Genomic DNA, 15,902 nt, shown 5'->3' on the forward strand with positions numbered 1-15,902 from the left:
GATGAACTCCCAGACTCAGAAGCTTTTCGTCGACGATCTGCACAAGCGGTACGGCGACAACGAGGTGCTCAAGGGCGTGTCGCTGAAGGCGAACTCGGGCGACGTGATCAGCGTGATCGGCTCGTCCGGCTCCGGCAAGAGCACGATGCTCCGCTGCATCAACTTCCTCGAGCAGCCGAACGCGGGCCGCATCTTCGTCGACGGCGAGGAAGTGCGCACCGCGCTCGACAAGACGGGCGCGCTGCGCGCGGCCGATTCGAAGCAGCTGCAGCGCGTGCGCACCAAGCTGTCGATGGTGTTCCAGCACTTCAACCTCTGGTCGCACATGAACGTGATCGAGAACGTGATGGAAGCGCCGGTGAACGTGCTCGGCATCCCGAAGAAGGAAGCCGAGGAGCGCGCGCGCGAGTATCTCGAGAAAGTCGGCCTCGCGCCGCGCGTCGAGAAGCAGTATCCGTCGCACCTGTCGGGCGGCCAGCAGCAGCGCGTTGCGATTGCACGCGCGCTCGCGATGCATCCGGACGTGATGCTGTTCGACGAGCCGACGTCGGCGCTCGACCCGGAGCTGGTGGGCGAAGTGCTGAAGGTGATGCAGAAGCTCGCCGAGGAAGGCCGCACGATGATCGTCGTCACGCACGAGATGGGCTTTGCGCGCAACGTGTCGAACCACGTGATGTTCCTGCACCAGGGCCGCGTCGAGGAAGAAGGCGTGCCGTCCGAGGTGTTCGCCAACCCGAAGAGCGAACGCCTGCGCGGGTTCCTGTCGGGCAGCCTCAAGTAACGCACGCCGTACGAGCGGGCGCCCGCGGTTCGCCGCGCGGCGCCCGTTTTGCGTTTACGCGGCGCTCACCGGCGCGCCGTCGGCAAACGCACGCAGTTCGTCGCCCGCGAGCCGGTAGCGCACCCATTCGCTCTGCGGCGCCGCGCCGACGCTCTCGTAGAAGCGGATCGCCGGCTCGTTCCAGTCGAGCACGCTCCACTCGAAACGCCCGCAGCCCGACTCGACCGCGATCCGCGCGAGCGCCTTCAGGAGCCGCAGCCCGGCACCCGCGCCGCGAAAGCGCGGCGACACGTACAGATCCTCGAGATACAGCCCCTGCCGGGCAAGCCACGTCGAATACGAGAAGAAATACACGGCGAAGCCGGCCGGCTCGCCGTCGACCTCGCACATCAGCGCGCGCGCCGGCGATCCCTCGCCGAACAGGCTGCGCTCCAGCGACGCGGGCGTTGCGACCACTTCGTGTTCCGCCTTCTCGTAGATGGCCAGCTCGGTAATGAAACGCAGGATTTGCGGCACGTCGGCGACGGTGGCGGAACGGATATCGATTTGCACGGGTGGGGGCCCTCCTCCGGCCCGGACTTGAAACGGGAAACGGCGCCGCGCAGCCGCGCTGGCACCCGTCAGAGCATCATGCTACGTTCATGCGGCTCCTGCAGGAAGTGCAGTTTCTTCATCCAGACCTGAACATGATGCATCCTGATCTGCGCCGCCTCGACCTGAACCTGCTGCTCGTGTTCGATGCGCTGTACCGTCACCGGTCCGTCGCCACGGCCGCGCACGAGCTCGCGTTGAGCCCGTCCGCATTGAGCCACGCGCTCGCGCGGCTGCGCGACGCGATCGGCGACGCGCTGTTCGTGCGCCTCGGCAACGAGATGCAGCCGACCGTGCGCGCCGACGACATCGCCACCTGGGCCGGCGACGCGCTCGACACGATGTCGAAGGGGCTCGCCCGCGCACGCCGCTTCGATCCCGCACAAAGCGACCGCACGTTCGTGTTCGCGGCGACCGACTACACGGCATTCGCCGTGCTCCCGGCGTTTCTCGCCCGCATCCAGCATGTCGCGCCGCGGTTGCGGATCCGCGTCGTGCATTCCGACCGCAAGATTTCCGTCGACGAACTCGCGGCCGGCCGCATCGATTTCGCGCTCGGCTACCACGAGGAATCGGCGGCCGACGCGCCGGGCATCGAGGACTTCGACTGGTTCTCCGACGACTACGTCGTGATCGCGAGCGCCACGCACCCGGAGATTCGCCGGCGGCTGACGCTCGACCAGTACCTGGCGGCACGCCACGTGGTCGTCACGCCGTGGAACGAGTCGCGCGGCGTCGTCGACCACGTGCTCGAGCGGCTCGGCCTCGCACGGCAGGTCGCCGTGCAGTTGCCGACCGTGCTGGCCGCGCCGTTCGTGATCGCGGAATCCTCGCTGCTGATGACGGTGCCGAACCGCGCCGCGCAGGCGTTGCGGCACGCGGCGCCGATCCGCATCTTTCCGGCGCCGTTCGAGATCCCGCGCTACACCGTGAAGGTCTACTCGCATGCGAAGCATGCGCGCACCGATGCGCATCGCTGGATTCGTGCGCAGTTGCTCGACGCGAGGCCCGCCGCCGCCTGACCGACACACGTTGGCACATCGCGCCGGGCCTTGCCGGACAAGCGTTCCAGGCAGCGTACGGCCATCTCCGGCGGTCGCCTGTTCATTACGAAATACTTACCAGTTTCTCGTCATTGATGCCTACGCCTGCGCCCCCCGCAGCGTCAATAGTGGCAATCCTTGACCCCCGTTTGCAAAACGCGTGTCTCCCTTGCGGGACAAGGGTTTTCCGTTAATTGCAAACCCTTGGCACCCCTGTTGCCCACCGTGTTGCATGGCAATTTGGCGACACGTGTTAGTCAAACAACGATTTCCATCGCCACAAAATTGTATTTTTGCTAAATTAGTAACCAAAGTAGCAAAACGAAGTTCGTGAAATGTAGTTTAGCTTCACGACACTACAAGGAGACCCCGCAGGCCGACCCGGCTGCGCGGGAACGCTCAACGGTCTTCCGTCCGCTTGCCCGCGTGCTGCGCTTACCGGCCCTGCACGAGGTCTCCCTGGTTATCCCGCTTTTGCCCGGCGCTCGCGCTCCGGGCATCTCGTGCAGTCTGGGTTGACTTTTTGACAGGGTATGGAGGAGATGATGAAGAAAGCTTTGGTCGCGGCCGCGCTGATGGCTGCTGGGGTGGTGACGGCGCACGCGCAGAGCAGCGTCACGCTGTATGGCCGCCTGGATGCCGGCATCGAGTACCTGAACGGCCTGCAAAACGGCCACCAAGTGCGCGCGGAAAGCGGCGACTGGGGCACGAGCCTCTGGGGCTTGAAGGGCACCGAGGACATCGGTGGCGGCAACAAGGTCCTGTTCCACCTCGAAGGCGCGTTCAATACGATGACGGGCGGCTTCAGCGGCTCGATCTGGGATCGTTTCGCGACCGTCGGTATCTCGAACGACCGCTACGGTACGCTGCTGTTGGGTCGCGAGCTCGCGATCGCCAACGGCGTGTGGGACTTCGACCCGTTCGGCCAGTCGGCCTGGTCGACGGCCTCGCTGGTGCGCGGCCGCAACTGGAACAAGACCAGCAACAACGTTTCGTACCAGTCGCCGTCGCTCTACGGCCTCGACTTCTACGGCCAGTTCTCGTTCTCGAACTCGACCAGCTTCAACGGCAACACGACGGCCGGCCAACCGGGCCGTGCAATGGGCGGTCAGGTCACCTACACGAACTCGCTGTTCCAGTTGCGCGGCATCTACGACGAAACGCGCGACAGCAACGGCCGCTTCTCGGACGTGTTCAACTACTCGCGTGAATACTTCGCGGGCGTGAACGTGTTCCTCGGCCAGTTCAAGGTGCAGGCAGCCTACCAGGCATCGCGCGCCGACGGCAGCGGCGGCCCGGCAGTGAACGCCGGCGTGACGGGCACCCAGCAGGTGTGGGGCGGCGTGACGTGGCAGGCAACGCCGGCAGCGGCGCTGATCGCGGCCGTGTATCACGTGAACGCGAACCACGGCGGCGGCAACGCGAACATCTACACGATCGGCGGTTCGTACAACATCTCGAAGCGCACGCTGTTCGACCTGCAGGCCGCGACGGTGCGCAACAGCTCGTCGGCCAACTTCGGTCTGAACGCGAACGGTGCAGGCACCGCCGTGTCGACCGGCAACCCGCATCCGGGCGGCAGCCAGACCGGCGTCTACGCCGGTATCCAGCACCTGTTCTGATCAGGCGCCGTTCTCAAAGAATCGATTCAACGACGTTTTCCACGCTGCTGCGAGAGGCGCGTATCGGTGCGGTACCCAACCGGGTATCGCACCGTTTTTTATTGGCGGGCCGGCTTTGTGCGACCCGCTCACGAATACGGCGCTCAGACGGCCGCTTCGTTCTCTTCGCCGGTGCGGATGCGGATCACGCGCTCGACGTCCGACACGAAGATCTTGCCGTCGCCGATCTTGCCGGTGCGCGCCGCGCCGATCACCGCATCGATCACCTGGTCGACCTGCGCTTCCGCGACGACCACCTCGATCTTCATCTTCGGCAGGAAGTCGACGACGTATTCGGCGCCGCGATACAGCTCGGTATGACCCTTCTGGCGACCGAAGCCCTTCACTTCCGTCACGGTCAGGCCCGTGAGACCCACCTCGGCGAGCGCTTCGCGGACTTCGTCCAGCTTGAACGGCTTGATGATGGCAGTAATGCGTTTCATGGTGGTTGTCCCCCAATGCTCGTTTCGATGAAAAATCGCGACCCCGATTGTAAGCCTGCGAGCCGCATGCGGCCCAGCACGGCTCAATCGAGGCGTTCGGTAAACCGTGACGTGATCGGGTAGCGCCAGTCGCGCCCGAATGCGCGATGCGTGACGCGAATGCCGATCGGCGCCTGGCGGCGCTTGTATTCGTTGATCTTGATGAGCCGCGTCACGCGTTCGACGTCGGCCTGCGCATAACCGGCCGCGACGATCTCGGCGAGCGGCCGGTCCTCTTCCATGTACATCCGCATGATCGCGTCGAGCACGTCGTACGGCGGCAGGCTGTCCTGGTCGGTCTGGTTCTCGCGCAGCTCGGCCGACGGCGCGCGCGTGAGGATCCGCTCGGGGATCACGTCGCGCAGCGGGTAGTCGGCCGTTGCGTTGCGATAGCGGCAGAGCCGGTACACGAGCGTCTTCGCGATGTCCTTGATCACCGCGAACCCGCCGGCCATGTCGCCGTACAGCGTGCAGTAGCCGACCGCCATCTCGCTCTTGTTGCCGGTCGTCAGCACGATCGAGCCGAACTTGTTCGACAGCGCCATCAGCAACGTGCCGCGGATGCGCGCCTGGATGTTTTCCTCCGTCGCGTCTTCCGCGCGCCCCGCGAACTCGCCCGCGAGCGATGCGCGGAACGCATCGAACATCGGTGCGATCGCGATCTCGTCGTAGCGCACGCCGACGCGCCGCGCCATTTCCGCCGCATCGGTGGTCGAGATGTCGGCCGTGAAGCGCGACGGCATCATCACCGCGCGCACGCGCTCCGGCCCGAGTGCATCGCAGGCGACGGCCAGCACCAGCGCCGAATCGACGCCGCCCGACAGCCCGATCAGCACGCCCGGAAACCCGTTCTTGCCGATGTAGTCCCGCACGCCGAGCACGAGCGCGCGATATACCTGCGCGTCCGTCGGCAGCTCGGGCTCGATCGCGCCCGGCAGCGGCCGTGCGCCGTCGAATTCGACGATCGCGTGCCCTTCGACGAACTGCGGCATCTTCGCGACGAGCGCGCCCTGCGCGTCGAGCACGAACGAGCCGCCGTCGAACACGAGCTCGTCCTGGCCGCCGACGAGGTTCACGTACACCATCGGCAACCCTGTTTCGCGAATCCGCGCGCGCAGGATGTCGATGCGCACCGCTTCCTTGTTCATGTGGTACGGCGAACCGTTCGGGATCAGCAGCACCTGCGCCCCGGCCGCCTTCGCGATCTGCGCGGCCGATGCATGCCACGCGTCCTCGCAAATGATCACGCCGTATTTCACGCCGTTCAGCTCGAACACGAGCGGCTCGGCGTCCGTCGCGAAATAGCGCTTCTCGTCGAACACCTCGGTGTTGGGCAGATCCTGCTTGCGGTAGGTGCCGACGATCTCGCCGCCGACGATCAGCGAAACCGCGTTATAGGTATCGGTGGGCGGCACGCCGCGCTCGATCGGGCGGTTTGCATTACCATCGACGGCTGGCGCGTGCGCGCCTTCGTGCGCGCCACGCAGCGGATGGCCGACCAGCACCGCGAGCCCGTCGAACGCCTTCAGTGCGTCGGCGAGTGCATCGAGTGCCGAGGCGGCCGCCGCGTAGAACGCGGGCCGCAGCAGCAGGTCTTCCGGCGGATAGCCGGACAGCGCGAGTTCCGGCGCGACCATCAGCTGCGCACCATCGTTGTGCGCGGCGCGTGCGGCCGCGACGATCCGCGCGACGTTGCCGGCGAAGTCGCCGACGGTGACGTTGATCTGGGCGAGAGCGAGTCGGGTCTTCATGGCGGGATCGGCGCAGCCCGGCGGCGCGCCCTGAACGGCTGACGAAATCGTCCCGGTGCGGGCCGCGCAGGCCCGCGCATCCGGCGACACAGAACGGTACGGATTCACGCTTGAAACACGAACGCATCGATTATCGCACGGGCATCCTGTCGTCCCCAGCGGAAGTGCCGGCCGACGAATGGAACGCGCTGCTCGCCCGCGACGCGCAGCCGACACCCTTTCTGCGCCACGAATTCCTCGACGCGCTGCACGTCGCGCGCTGCGCGGTCGACGATACCGGCTGGTCGCCGCACTTCGTCACGCTGACCGACGCGCGCACCGGCCGCCTCGCGGCCGCCGCGCCCGTCTACGCGAAACAGCATTCGTACGGCGAATACGTGTTCGACTGGGCCTGGGCCGACGCGTACCAGCGCAACGACCTGCCCTACTACCCGAAGCTGCTGTGCGCGGTGCCGTTCACGCCCGTGCAGGGCACCCGCCTGCTCGCGGCCGACGACGATGCGCGCCGCCGGCTCGCGGCCACGCTGCTCGCGTTCGCCGAGCAGAGCGACGTGTCGTCGTTGCACGTGCTGTTCCCGACCGCCGACGAAGCGGCGCTCCTCGAATCGATGGGGATGATGCTGCGCGAAGGCGTGCAGTTCCACTGGATCAACGACGGCTACCGCCACTTCGATGACTTCCTCGGCACGCTCGAACAGAAGAAGCGCAAGAACATCCGTGCCGAGCGGCGCAAGGTGCACGACGCGGGCGTGACGTTCCGGCGGCTCACCGGCGACCGGATCACCGACGCCGACTGGCGTTTCTTCTCGCGCTGCTACCGGCAGACCTATCGCGAACACTATTCGAGCCCGTACCTGAACCTCGACTTCTTCCGCACGATCGGCGCGACGATGCCCGAGAACCTGCTGCTCGTGATCGCGGAAGCCGACGGCCAGCCGATCGCGAGTGCGCTCGCCGTCTACCGGCGCGGCGAAAACGGCGGCGGCACGCTGTATGGCCGCTATTGGGGCGCGCTCGAACACGTGCCCTGCCTGCATTTCGAAACGGCCTACTACCAGTTGCTCGAATTCTGCATCGAGGCCGGGCTCGATACGTTCGAAGGCGGCGCACAAGGCGAACACAAGCTCGCGCGCGGTTTCCTGCCGACCGTCACGCACTCCGCTCACTGGCTCGCGCACCCGGCGTTCTCGGACGCAGTCGCGCGCTTTCTCGAACGAGAGACCGAGCATATCCACGCGTACGTCGACGAACTGCGCGAACACGATCCGTTCCGGCGCGGCCACGAGTAACGCCATCAAGGGCCCCCGCATGCGACGAAGTCACGGCCGGCTTCGCTGCATGCCACATCCCCCCTTCGGCTCGGTGCGCGGCGAGCGTCATCGTCGTCGGCAACGCCTCGACCGCCCACGCGGACGCAATCGTCGAACGCCGGAGCAGCGAAGTTTTCATTGATCCGCCTGAATCGATCTGTTGTACTTGTCACCACACTCCAGCGTCCCAGTTTAAAAAATCGACCGGTCACCATGCTTGACCGGCAGGAGCCATACCTGACCTCTCGCAGCGGGGGCAACCCGAAGGTCATGGAGAGAGACATGGAGTTACGACAGAAATCGGTATCCGTCCGGCTCTACCGACAGGCGCTCGACGACATGCGCCGCAACGGCTTCGACGTCGCGCCGCTGTATGCGATGCTCGGCATCGGCGCGGCCGATCTCGCCGACGATGCACGGCGCATCCCCGGCGATCGGCACGTCGCCGCCATGCGGCTGATGAGCGACTGGCCATTGTCATGGCGTCGGCCGCCGCCGCAGGTCGTGCCGTGGCTCGCACCGTTCCCGGAGCTCGCGGGCATCATCTGCAACGCCGCGACGCTGCGCGACGCGCTGCACGGCTACCTGCGCTACCGCGAACTGATCGGCAACGTCGACTGGCTTTTCGCGCATGAAACGGGCGGCGCGATCGCACTCGAGTACGTGAACGAGGGTGACGGCCGGCCCGCCAGCAGCGCGTTCGCGAATTTCGCGATCCTCGTCGCGCTTGCGCGCCTGTACGATCCGCACGTGCGGATCGACGAAGCCGCGTTCGCGGGCCTCGCGTTCGCGCCGACGGCCGCGTTGCGCGACCTCCTCGGCGCGACGGTGTCGTTCGATGCCGCATGCAACCGTGTCGTGCTGCGCTCGGCGCGCTTCGACACGCCGTTCGAGCGCTACAACGCGCCGCTCGCGGACATCCAGCGTCATGCGGCCGACGCCGCGCGCGAGCGCGTGCGCGCCCGCTCGACGTTCGGCTCGTCGGTCGAGCAATGCGTGCGCGACTGGCTGCGCACGTCCGACGACGCCGACGTGCCGTCCGACACGCTGATGGAGCACGTCTGCGCGCGCTTCGCGATGTCGCGCTGGACGCTGCGCCGGCGGCTGCATCGCGAAGCGGTCGGGTTTCACGCGCTCGTCGCGCAGGCGCGGCTCGGTGAAGCACGCGACCTGCTGCTGAATACGCAACTGCCGATCGGCGAGATCGGCGCGCGGGTCGGCTTCCGTTCGACGAGCGCGTTCACACGCTTATTCACGCGCGAACTCGGCGCGGCGCCGAGCCGCTTCCGCGACGGGCACGGCGATCGCTAGCGTTGACGGGCGTTTTTTCTGAGACACTGGCGGCTTCGCATCCTGCCGCCCTGCCATGTCCTGGTTTCTGTATCTGATCGAATGCGCCGACGACAGCGTCTATACGGGCATCACGACCGACGTTGCCGCGCGCTTCGACGAGCACGCATCCGGCAAGGGCGCGCGCTATACGCGCTCGCGCAAGCCGCGTGCGGTGCTCGCGTCGTTTCCGCTGCCCGACCGGTCGAGCGCGTCGCGCGCCGAGTACTGGGTGAAGCGGCTCACGGCGGTGCAGAAGCGGGAACTGGCGGCCGGGTTGCGGACGCTGGAGTCGGTGCTGCCGGCCGTGGCGGCCGTCGATACGAGCGTTGATGTGGCCGTGTTGAAGGCCGGTGCGCGCGGGCGGAAGAAGGCGAAGAACGTCGATAGCGCGGAGAAGACGGTCGAGACGGGCAAAAGCCCGAAGAAGGCCGGAAAGGCAGGGAAAACCGGGAAAACCGAAAAGGTCGACAAGCCCGCAAAAGCCGCCAAGCCTCCCAAGGCGACAGAAGCTGCCCCGGTCGCAAAACGCAAGAAGCCCGACAGCGATGCGGTCGCAAGAAAGCCTTCATCGCGCGACACACCGGTAAAAAAGGACAAACCAGCCGCGCCCGCATCGTCGAAAAGAAACGCTCAGGCAGCCAGCGGCAAACCCGTTACGAACGGACGCGAAAACACGACGCCCGCATCGGCTCGCCGCCGCCCGCCTGCCACCCAAGCCGCCGAAGCGCCCGCGGCTCCCGCCGCCCCTCGCCGCGCGAAGCGCACGAAGGACGCGCCGACCACCGCCACGTCGCCCGCGGCCGTACCCGCCGCCGTACGCAAGCGCTCCCAACGCACAAAACAAAACCGCGCGGCCTCCTGAGGGAGACACGCGCGGTTTGCGTTTCGCACGAACCGGCCGTCGGCCGGTACGCCGCTTACTTCTTGTAGTTCGCTGCGCCGTCGGTGATTTCCTTGTGCGCGGCTTCGATGCCGGCCCAGCCTTCGACCTTCACCCACTTGCCCTTCTCGAGCGCCTTGTATTGCTCGAAGAAGTGCTTGATCTGGTCCTTCAGGTACTCGGGCACGTCGTCGATCGACTTCAGGTTTGCCGTCATCGGGCAGACCTTGTCGTGCGGCACGGCGACCAGCTTCGCGTCGACACCCGATTCGTCGGTCATCTGCAGCATGCCGAGCACGCGCGAGCGCACGATCGAGCCTGCCAGCAGCGGGAACGGCGTGATCACGAGCACGTCGACCGGATCGCCGTCGCCCGACAGCGTCTGCGGAATGTAGCCGTAGTTCACCGGATAGCGCATGCCCGTGCCGATGAAGCGGTCGACGACGAGAAGGCCCAGTTCCTTGTCCGCCTCGTACTTCACCGGATCGCTTTGCGCGGGAATCTCGATGATCACGTTGAAATCTTGCGGCAGGTCCTTGCCGGCCGGAACATGATTGAAGCTCATGAGCACTCTCTGTAGGTCGATGGGAATTCGGGACAGGGCGCCGCGGCAGATGCATCGCCGCAGGCGTCCCGCAAGGGAATGCGCCATTATAGCCAATCGACCGGTGGCGTCCGGATGACGATCGGCCGATAATCGTTCCGGATGCCCGGCCATCGAACCACCGGCCGCGTTACGTGGAATCGGGGTCGGCGGTTGAAGCGGTGTCGCCGGCCGACCGCGAAGCATGGGGCCTGGGGGGGCGCTGAAGCGCCAATTCGGGGCGACCGCGAAGCATGGGGCTCGGGTGGGCGCTAAGGCGCCAACCCGGGTCGACCGCGAAGCATGGGGCTCGGGTGAGCGCTGAAGCGCCAACTCGGGTCGACCGCGAAGCATGGGACCCGAGTAAGCGCTGAAGCGCCAACTCGGGTCGACAGGAGCTGGCATGGAAGAGGCGAAGCACTTCATCGCGGGCGAATGGACGTTACCCGCGCAACTGGAAACCATCGCGGTCGTCGATCCCTCCGACGGCCAGCCGTTCGCGTCGATCGCCCGCGGCACGGCGCCCGACATCGAGCGCGCAGTCGCCGCGGCCCGCGACGCATTCGCGGGCCCGTGGGGCGCCGCCAGTGCCGCCGAACGCGGCCGCGTGCTGATGCGCCTGTCGGCGCATGTCGCCGCCTCGATCGAGGAGCTCGCCGCGATCGAAGCGCGCGATACCGGCAAGCCGCTGAAACAGGCACGCGCCGACGCAGCCGCGCTCGCGCGCTACTTCGAGTTCTACGCAGGCGCCGCCGACAAGCTGCACGGCGAAACCCTCCCCTATCAAGCCGGCTACACGGTGCTGACGGTGCGCGAGCCGCACGGCGTCACGGGCCACATCGTGCCGTGGAACTACCCGATGCAGATCTTCGGGCGCAGCGTCGGCGCCGCGCTCGCGGCCGGCAACGCCTGTGTCGTCAAGCCGGCCGAGGATGCGTGTCTGTCGTTGCTGCGCGTCGCCGAGCTGGCCGTCGAGGCCGGGTTGCCGGCCGGTGCGCTCAACATCGTCACCGGCTACGGCCATGAAGCCGGCGCCGCGCTCGCACGCCATCCCGGCATCGACCACATCTCGTTCACGGGGTCGCCGGCCACCGGCAAGCTGGTTACGCAGATGGCGGCCGAGAACCACGTACCCGTCACGCTCGAACTCGGCGGCAAGTCGCCGCAGATCGTGTTCGCCGACGCCGATCTCGAAGCGGCGCTGCCCGTGCTCGTGTCCGCGATCGTGCAGAACGGCGGGCAGACCTGCTCGGCCGGCAGCCGCGTGCTGATCGAGCGCGCGGTGTACGAGCCGCTCGTCGAGCGCCTCGCCACCGCATTCAACGAGCTGCGCGTCGGCCCGAGCCGCGCCGACCTCGACTGCGGCCCGCTGATCAACGCGAAGCAGCAGCAGCGCGTGTGGGATTTCCTGTCCGACGCACAGCACGACGGCATTCCGATGGCCGCGCACGGGCAGGTCGTCGCCGACGCGCCCGAAAGCGGCTTCTACCAGGCGCCCGCACTGTTGCGCGACGTGCCGCCGTCGCACCGGCTCGCGCAGGAGGAAGTGTTCGGCCCCGTGCTCGCCGCGATGCGTTTCGTCGACGAGGACGAAGCCGTCGCGCTGGCGAACGGCACACCGTACGGCCTCGTCGCGGGTATCTGGACGCGCGACGGCGCACGCCAGATGCGGCTCGCACGGCGCCTGCGGGCGGGCCAGGTGTTCATCAACAACTATGGCGCGGGCGGCGGCGTCGAGCTGCCGTTCGGCGGTGTCGGCCACTCGGGGCATGGCCGCGAGAAAGGCTTCGAGGCACTGTACGGCTTCACCGCACTGAAAACGATCGCGATCCGGCACGGCTGACCGCGCCGCACGCGGCACTTGGCACGCAGCACCTGTCACGCGGCCGGCAGCACCCGGCCGCGTGCCGAAGCACGACGACACTCATATCCAGCACAGGAGACACACCATGCGGTTGAGCGGCAAGACGGCCATCGTCACGGGCGGCGGCTCGGGGTTCGGCGAAGGCATCGCAAAGACGTATGCGCGCGAAGGCGCGAACGTCGTCGTCAACGACCTGAACGGGGCGGCAGCCGAGCGCGTCGCGAGCGAGATCGCGCTCGCGGGCGGCAAGGCCATCGCGGTGGCCGGCGACGTGTCGAAGCAGGACGACTGGCACGCGCTGCTGCAGGCCTCGCTCGACGATTTCCACGCAGTGCAGATCGTCGTGAACAACGCAGGCACCACGCACCGCAACAAGCCGGTGCTCGACGTAACGGAAGCCGAATTCGACCGCGTGTATGCGGTCAACATGAAAAGCCTGTTCTGGTGCGTGCAGACCTTCGTGCCGTACTTCCGCGAACAGGGCGGCGGCGTGTTCGTGAACGTCGCGTCGACGGCCGGCGTGCGGCCGCGGCCCGGCCTCGTCTGGTACAACAGCACGAAGGGCGCGATGATCACCGCGAGCAAGTCGCTCGCGGCCGAACTCGGCGCCGATCGCATCCGCGTGAACTGCATCAACCCGGTGCTCGGCGAAACGGCGCTGATGACCGAATTCATGGGCTGCGAGGATACTCCCGAGAACCGCAGCCGGTTCCTCGCGACGATCCCGCTCGGCCGCTTCTCGACGCCGCAGGACATCGCGAACGCCGCGCTTTACCTTGCCTCCGACGAAGCTGAGTTCATCACGGGCGTTTGCCTCGAGGTCGACGGCGGACGCTGCATCTAGCCGCATCGCGCTGTTCGCGTGCCGAGCCGGTTTCCACCGGCCGGCACGACATCCACGCATTGCTTCGCACGAAACCGGATCGGGTGCCGCCGCGCCTTCCCCGGCCAACTACAAGGACAGCGGCGCATGGGACCCAAGTAAGCGCTAAAGCGCTAACTTTGATCGACAGGAGACAACATGGCAACATCGACGCAGTCGCTGCCGGGCTCGTCCGGCGCATTCGAGGAAGCAACCTACCGCAAGGTGTCGTGGCGGCTCGTGCCGCTCCTGCTGCTGTGCTACGTGGTCGCGTATCTCGACCGCGTGAACGTCGGGTTCGCGAAGCTGCAGATGGCGAGCGACCTGAACCTCAGCGACACCGTCTACGGGCTCGGCGCCGGGATCTTCTTCTTCGGCTATTTCCTCTTCGAAGTGCCGAGCAACATCATCCTGCACAGGGTCGGCGCACGCGTGTGGATCGCGCGGATCATGGCGACGTGGGGCGTGATCTCGATCCTGACGATGTTCGTCACGACGCCCGCGATGTTCTACGTGATGCGCTTCCTGCTCGGCGTCGCCGAAGCGGGCTTCTTCCCCGGCGTGATCCTCTACCTCACCTACTGGTATCCCGCACACCGGCGCGGCCGGATGACGACGTTCTTCATGACGGCCGTCGCGCTGTCCGGCGTGATCGGCGGACCGCTTTCGGGCTTCATCCTGAAGGCGTTCGACGGCATCAGCGGATGGCACGGCTGGCAATGGCTGTTCCTGCTCGAGGGCATCCCGTCGGTGCTGGTCGGCGTGGTCGTGTTCCTCAAGCTGGACGAGCGGATCGAGAAGGCGAACTGGCTGACCGACGACGAAAAGGCGCTCCTCACGCGCAATGTCGATGCTGAGGAAGCCACCAAGGAAGACCCGCCGCTCGGCGCCGTGATGTCGAGCCCGCGCGTATGGCTGATGGCGCTGATCTACTTCTCGTTCGTGATGGGGCTCTACGGCGTCGGCTTCTGGCTGCCGACCATCATCAAGGCCACCGGTGTGACCGACACGTTCATGATCGGCCTGCTGTCGGCGATTCCGTATGCGGCCGCCGTGGTCGCGATGATCCTGATCGCACGCAGCGCGGACCGGCACCGCGAACGCCGCTGGCACGTCGCGATTCCGGCCGCGATCGGCGCGCTCGGGCTCGTGCTGTCGGTGATCTGGGCGCACCAGACCGCGCTCGCGATGCTTGGCCTCACGCTCGCGACGATCGGCATCCTGACGACGCTGCCGCTGTTCTGGAGCCTGCCGACCGCATTCCTCGGCGGCACGGCGGCCGCGGCCGGCATCGCGATGATCAACTCGATCGGCAACCTCGCCGGCTTCCTCAGCCCGTACATGATGGGCTGGCTCAAGCAGGCAACGGGCGCCAACGACTCGGGCATGTACATGCTCGCCGGGTTTCTCGTGCTCGGCGGGCTGCTGGCGCTGTCGGTGCCGAAGCGGCTGGTCGACAAGTAACGCACCGCCGTGACCGCGCGCGGCCGCGCCGCACATGGAACGAAAAATGCCCCGAATGCCTGACGGCGTTCGGGGCATTTTTACGCACGGCAAGCAATCGCCGCAGCGCGTCAGACCACTGTGATCGCGAGCGCGCTTTCGCGGTAATGCTTCGCGGCCTTGTCGGTTTCGCCGAGATGCTCGAACAGCCGCGCGAGCGCGCGATGCGCACGCACCTTCAGCGCCTCGTTGTCGGCCAGCTTCAGTGCCGATTCGAGGAACGACTGCGCCTTGCCCCACAGTTGCTGCTGCTGGCAGAGGCGACCGAGCGCGAACAGCAGGTCGGCATCTTCCGGGTGATCCTTCTTCCAGCCTTCGGCCTTCTGGATCAGCGGCAGCGCATCGGCGCCGGCCGTATCCGGGTAACGGCGCAGCAGGCGGGCATCCCAGTTGTGCGCGAGCGCGTCCTCGACGATGCGGCGCGCTTCGTTGCGGCGCTCGAGCGGCACGAGCAGTTCGGCGGCGAGATCGGCCAGACGCGGCGACTGGCGCTCGACCGGCGACAGCGACTGCCACACCTCGAGCAGCGCATCCGGGTCGTGCCGGCGTTCGCGCAGCAGGTTTTCCGCGGCCTGCTGGCGCAGCCGCACGGCCGCGGCCGGATGCAGCGCCTCGCGCTTCTCGAGCGCCTTCGCAAGCTTCAGCACCTCGGCCCAGTTCTTCAGCTGCTGCTGCGCACGCAGCGCGACCTGCTGCGCATGGATGCGCTTGCCGCCCGCCTGCAGGTCGGCCAGCGCGGCAAGCGCGCCGTCGGCATCACGCGCATCCGCGCGCATGTCGGCCGCCGCGAGCAGCCGTGCGTCCTGCCATTCCGGCGCGTCGACCTTCGACAGCCAGTCGTCGCGGCGCGTGTACTCGTGCATCCGGTGCGCGGCCGTGGCGGCGACGAGACTCGCCGCGCCCAGATTCGCATCGACCGACAGCGCTTCACGCGCGGCCTTCTCCGCGCGCGAGAAACGGCCCGCGTACAGGTTCGCGATCGCGTCGCGCAGCGACGCCTGCGCCTTCTCGTTGCGCGAGCGCGCCCGATACGCGGCGACCCGCTGCGGCATGCGCCAGATGTTGCGCACGATGCGCAGCAGCGCATACACGACGATGAACAGCACGACGATGGCGATCACGAACAGATTCAGCGACACGTCGATCCGGTACGGCGGATAGACGAGCAGTACCTGCCCCGCGTCGAAACGGCCGACAGTGGCGAGCGCTGCGGCGATCGCGAACAGGACCGCGAGCCAGACGATTCCTCGAAGCGTCAT

The 15,902-nt window shown here is 67.0% G+C and carries 14 protein-coding genes; 9 read left to right on the top strand and 5 right to left on the bottom strand.

The window, feature by feature from the left end:
• Position 1: 1 nt before the first annotated feature.
• Entirely contained in the window at positions 2-781 is a 780-nt protein-coding gene (locus FFS49_RS18690) for an ABC transporter ATP-binding protein (protein WP_039368539.1), read from the top strand.
• A 54-nt stretch (positions 782-835) separates the two neighbouring features.
• On the opposite strand, the gene FFS49_RS18695 is transcribed toward FFS49_RS18690, so the two are convergent.
• The gene (locus FFS49_RS18695) at positions 836-1,333 is read right to left on the bottom strand and encodes a GNAT family N-acetyltransferase (protein ID WP_039368541.1); all 498 of its coding nucleotides are present in this window, start codon (positions 1,331-1,333) and stop codon (positions 836-838) included.
• A gap of 134 nt (positions 1,334-1,467) precedes the next feature.
• Between FFS49_RS18695 and FFS49_RS18700 the strand changes: the two genes are divergently transcribed.
• Both FFS49_RS18700 and FFS49_RS18705 read left to right on the top strand, forming a co-directional pair.
• Positions 1,468-2,394 (top strand): LysR family transcriptional regulator, encoded by a 927-nt coding sequence (locus tag FFS49_RS18700; RefSeq protein WP_105816213.1) that lies wholly within the window; start codon positions 1,468-1,470, stop codon positions 2,392-2,394.
• A 563-nt stretch (positions 2,395-2,957) separates the two neighbouring features.
• Complete coding sequence (locus FFS49_RS18705) at positions 2,958-4,037, top strand: porin (RefSeq protein WP_071334967.1); 1,080 nt, start codon at positions 2,958-2,960, stop codon at positions 4,035-4,037.
• A 143-nt stretch (positions 4,038-4,180) separates the two neighbouring features.
• Here FFS49_RS18705 and FFS49_RS18710 read toward each other — a convergent pair whose 3' ends face one another.
• Both FFS49_RS18710 and FFS49_RS18715 read right to left on the bottom strand, forming a co-directional pair.
• Entirely contained in the window at positions 4,181-4,519 is a 339-nt protein-coding gene (locus tag FFS49_RS18710; RefSeq protein ID WP_006398637.1) for a P-II family nitrogen regulator, read from the bottom strand.
• 83 nt (positions 4,520-4,602) lie between these two features.
• Positions 4,603-6,309 carry an NAD+ synthase gene (locus FFS49_RS18715; protein WP_105816183.1) on the bottom strand — a complete coding sequence of 569 codons (1,707 nt, stop codon included), beginning with the start codon at positions 6,307-6,309 and terminating at the stop codon, positions 4,603-4,605.
• 110 nt (positions 6,310-6,419) lie between these two features.
• Between FFS49_RS18715 and FFS49_RS18720 the strand changes: the two genes are divergently transcribed.
• The 3 genes from FFS49_RS18720 (at position 6,420) to FFS49_RS18730 (ending at position 9,813) form a co-directional block, all read left to right on the top strand.
• Entirely contained in the window at positions 6,420-7,598 is a 1,179-nt protein-coding gene (locus FFS49_RS18720) for a GNAT family N-acetyltransferase (protein ID WP_039368545.1), read from the top strand.
• Between the two features lie 303 nt (positions 7,599-7,901).
• Positions 7,902-8,930: an AraC family transcriptional regulator gene (locus tag FFS49_RS18725; RefSeq protein ID WP_105816184.1), complete on the top strand. Its 1,029-nt coding sequence runs from the start codon at positions 7,902-7,904 to the stop codon at positions 8,928-8,930.
• A 55-nt stretch (positions 8,931-8,985) separates the two neighbouring features.
• Entirely contained in the window at positions 8,986-9,813 is an 828-nt protein-coding gene (locus FFS49_RS18730; protein WP_105816185.1) for a GIY-YIG nuclease family protein, read from the top strand.
• 55 nt (positions 9,814-9,868) lie between these two features.
• Here FFS49_RS18730 and ppa read toward each other — a convergent pair whose 3' ends face one another.
• On the bottom strand, positions 9,869-10,396 hold the full coding sequence (ppa, locus tag FFS49_RS18735; protein ID WP_011352863.1) for an inorganic diphosphatase: 528 nt from the start codon (positions 10,394-10,396) through the stop codon (positions 9,869-9,871).
• Positions 10,397-10,817: 421 nt separating this feature from the next.
• Between ppa and FFS49_RS18740 the strand changes: the two genes are divergently transcribed.
• The 3 genes from FFS49_RS18740 (at position 10,818) to FFS49_RS18750 (ending at position 14,604) form a co-directional block, all read left to right on the top strand.
• Positions 10,818-12,257 (top strand): aldehyde dehydrogenase family protein, encoded by a 1,440-nt coding sequence (locus tag FFS49_RS18740; protein ID WP_105816186.1) that lies wholly within the window; start codon positions 10,818-10,820, stop codon positions 12,255-12,257.
• Between the two features lie 106 nt (positions 12,258-12,363).
• Entirely contained in the window at positions 12,364-13,122 is a 759-nt protein-coding gene (locus tag FFS49_RS18745) for an SDR family oxidoreductase (RefSeq protein WP_039368558.1), read from the top strand.
• A gap of 177 nt (positions 13,123-13,299) precedes the next feature.
• A complete protein-coding gene (locus tag FFS49_RS18750) occupies positions 13,300-14,604 on the top strand; it encodes an MFS transporter (RefSeq protein ID WP_039368562.1) in 1,305 nt (434 codons plus the stop codon).
• A 110-nt stretch (positions 14,605-14,714) separates the two neighbouring features.
• On the opposite strand, the gene FFS49_RS18755 is transcribed toward FFS49_RS18750, so the two are convergent.
• A complete protein-coding gene (locus FFS49_RS18755; protein WP_039368564.1) occupies positions 14,715-15,902 on the bottom strand; it encodes a heme biosynthesis protein HemY in 1,188 nt (395 codons plus the stop codon).

Source organism: Burkholderia sp. 4NA327C6 (genome assembly GCF_005502655.1).
Lineage (GTDB): Bacteria > Pseudomonadota > Gammaproteobacteria > Burkholderiales > Burkholderiaceae > Burkholderia > Burkholderia contaminans.

Excerpts from the sequence above, each read along its gene's own strand:
- FFS49_RS18690 (WP_039368539.1), top strand. The coding sequence starts at position 2 with ATGAACTCCCAGACTCAGAAGCTTTTCGTCGACGATCTGCACAAGCGG.
- FFS49_RS18700 (WP_105816213.1), top strand. The coding sequence starts at position 1,468 with ATGATGCATCCTGATCTGCGCCGCCTCGACCTGAACCTGCTGCTCGTG.
- FFS49_RS18705 (WP_071334967.1), top strand. The coding sequence starts at position 2,958 with ATGATGAAGAAAGCTTTGGTCGCGGCCGCGCTGATGGCTGCTGGGGTG.
- FFS49_RS18710 (WP_006398637.1), bottom strand. The coding sequence starts at position 4,519 with ATGAAACGCATTACTGCCATCATCAAGCCGTTCAAGCTGGACGAAGTC.
- FFS49_RS18715 (WP_105816183.1), bottom strand. The coding sequence starts at position 6,309 with ATGAAGACCCGACTCGCTCTCGCCCAGATCAACGTCACCGTCGGCGAC.
- FFS49_RS18725 (WP_105816184.1), top strand. The coding sequence starts at position 7,902 with ATGGAGTTACGACAGAAATCGGTATCCGTCCGGCTCTACCGACAGGCG.
- FFS49_RS18730 (WP_105816185.1), top strand. The coding sequence starts at position 8,986 with ATGTCCTGGTTTCTGTATCTGATCGAATGCGCCGACGACAGCGTCTAT.
- ppa (WP_011352863.1), bottom strand. The coding sequence starts at position 10,396 with ATGAGCTTCAATCATGTTCCGGCCGGCAAGGACCTGCCGCAAGATTTC.
- FFS49_RS18740 (WP_105816186.1), top strand. The coding sequence starts at position 10,818 with ATGGAAGAGGCGAAGCACTTCATCGCGGGCGAATGGACGTTACCCGCG.
- FFS49_RS18745 (WP_039368558.1), top strand. The coding sequence starts at position 12,364 with ATGCGGTTGAGCGGCAAGACGGCCATCGTCACGGGCGGCGGCTCGGGG.
- FFS49_RS18750 (WP_039368562.1), top strand. The coding sequence starts at position 13,300 with ATGGCAACATCGACGCAGTCGCTGCCGGGCTCGTCCGGCGCATTCGAG.
- FFS49_RS18755 (WP_039368564.1), bottom strand. The coding sequence starts at position 15,902 with ATGACGCTTCGAGGAATCGTCTGGCTCGCGGTCCTGTTCGCGATCGCC.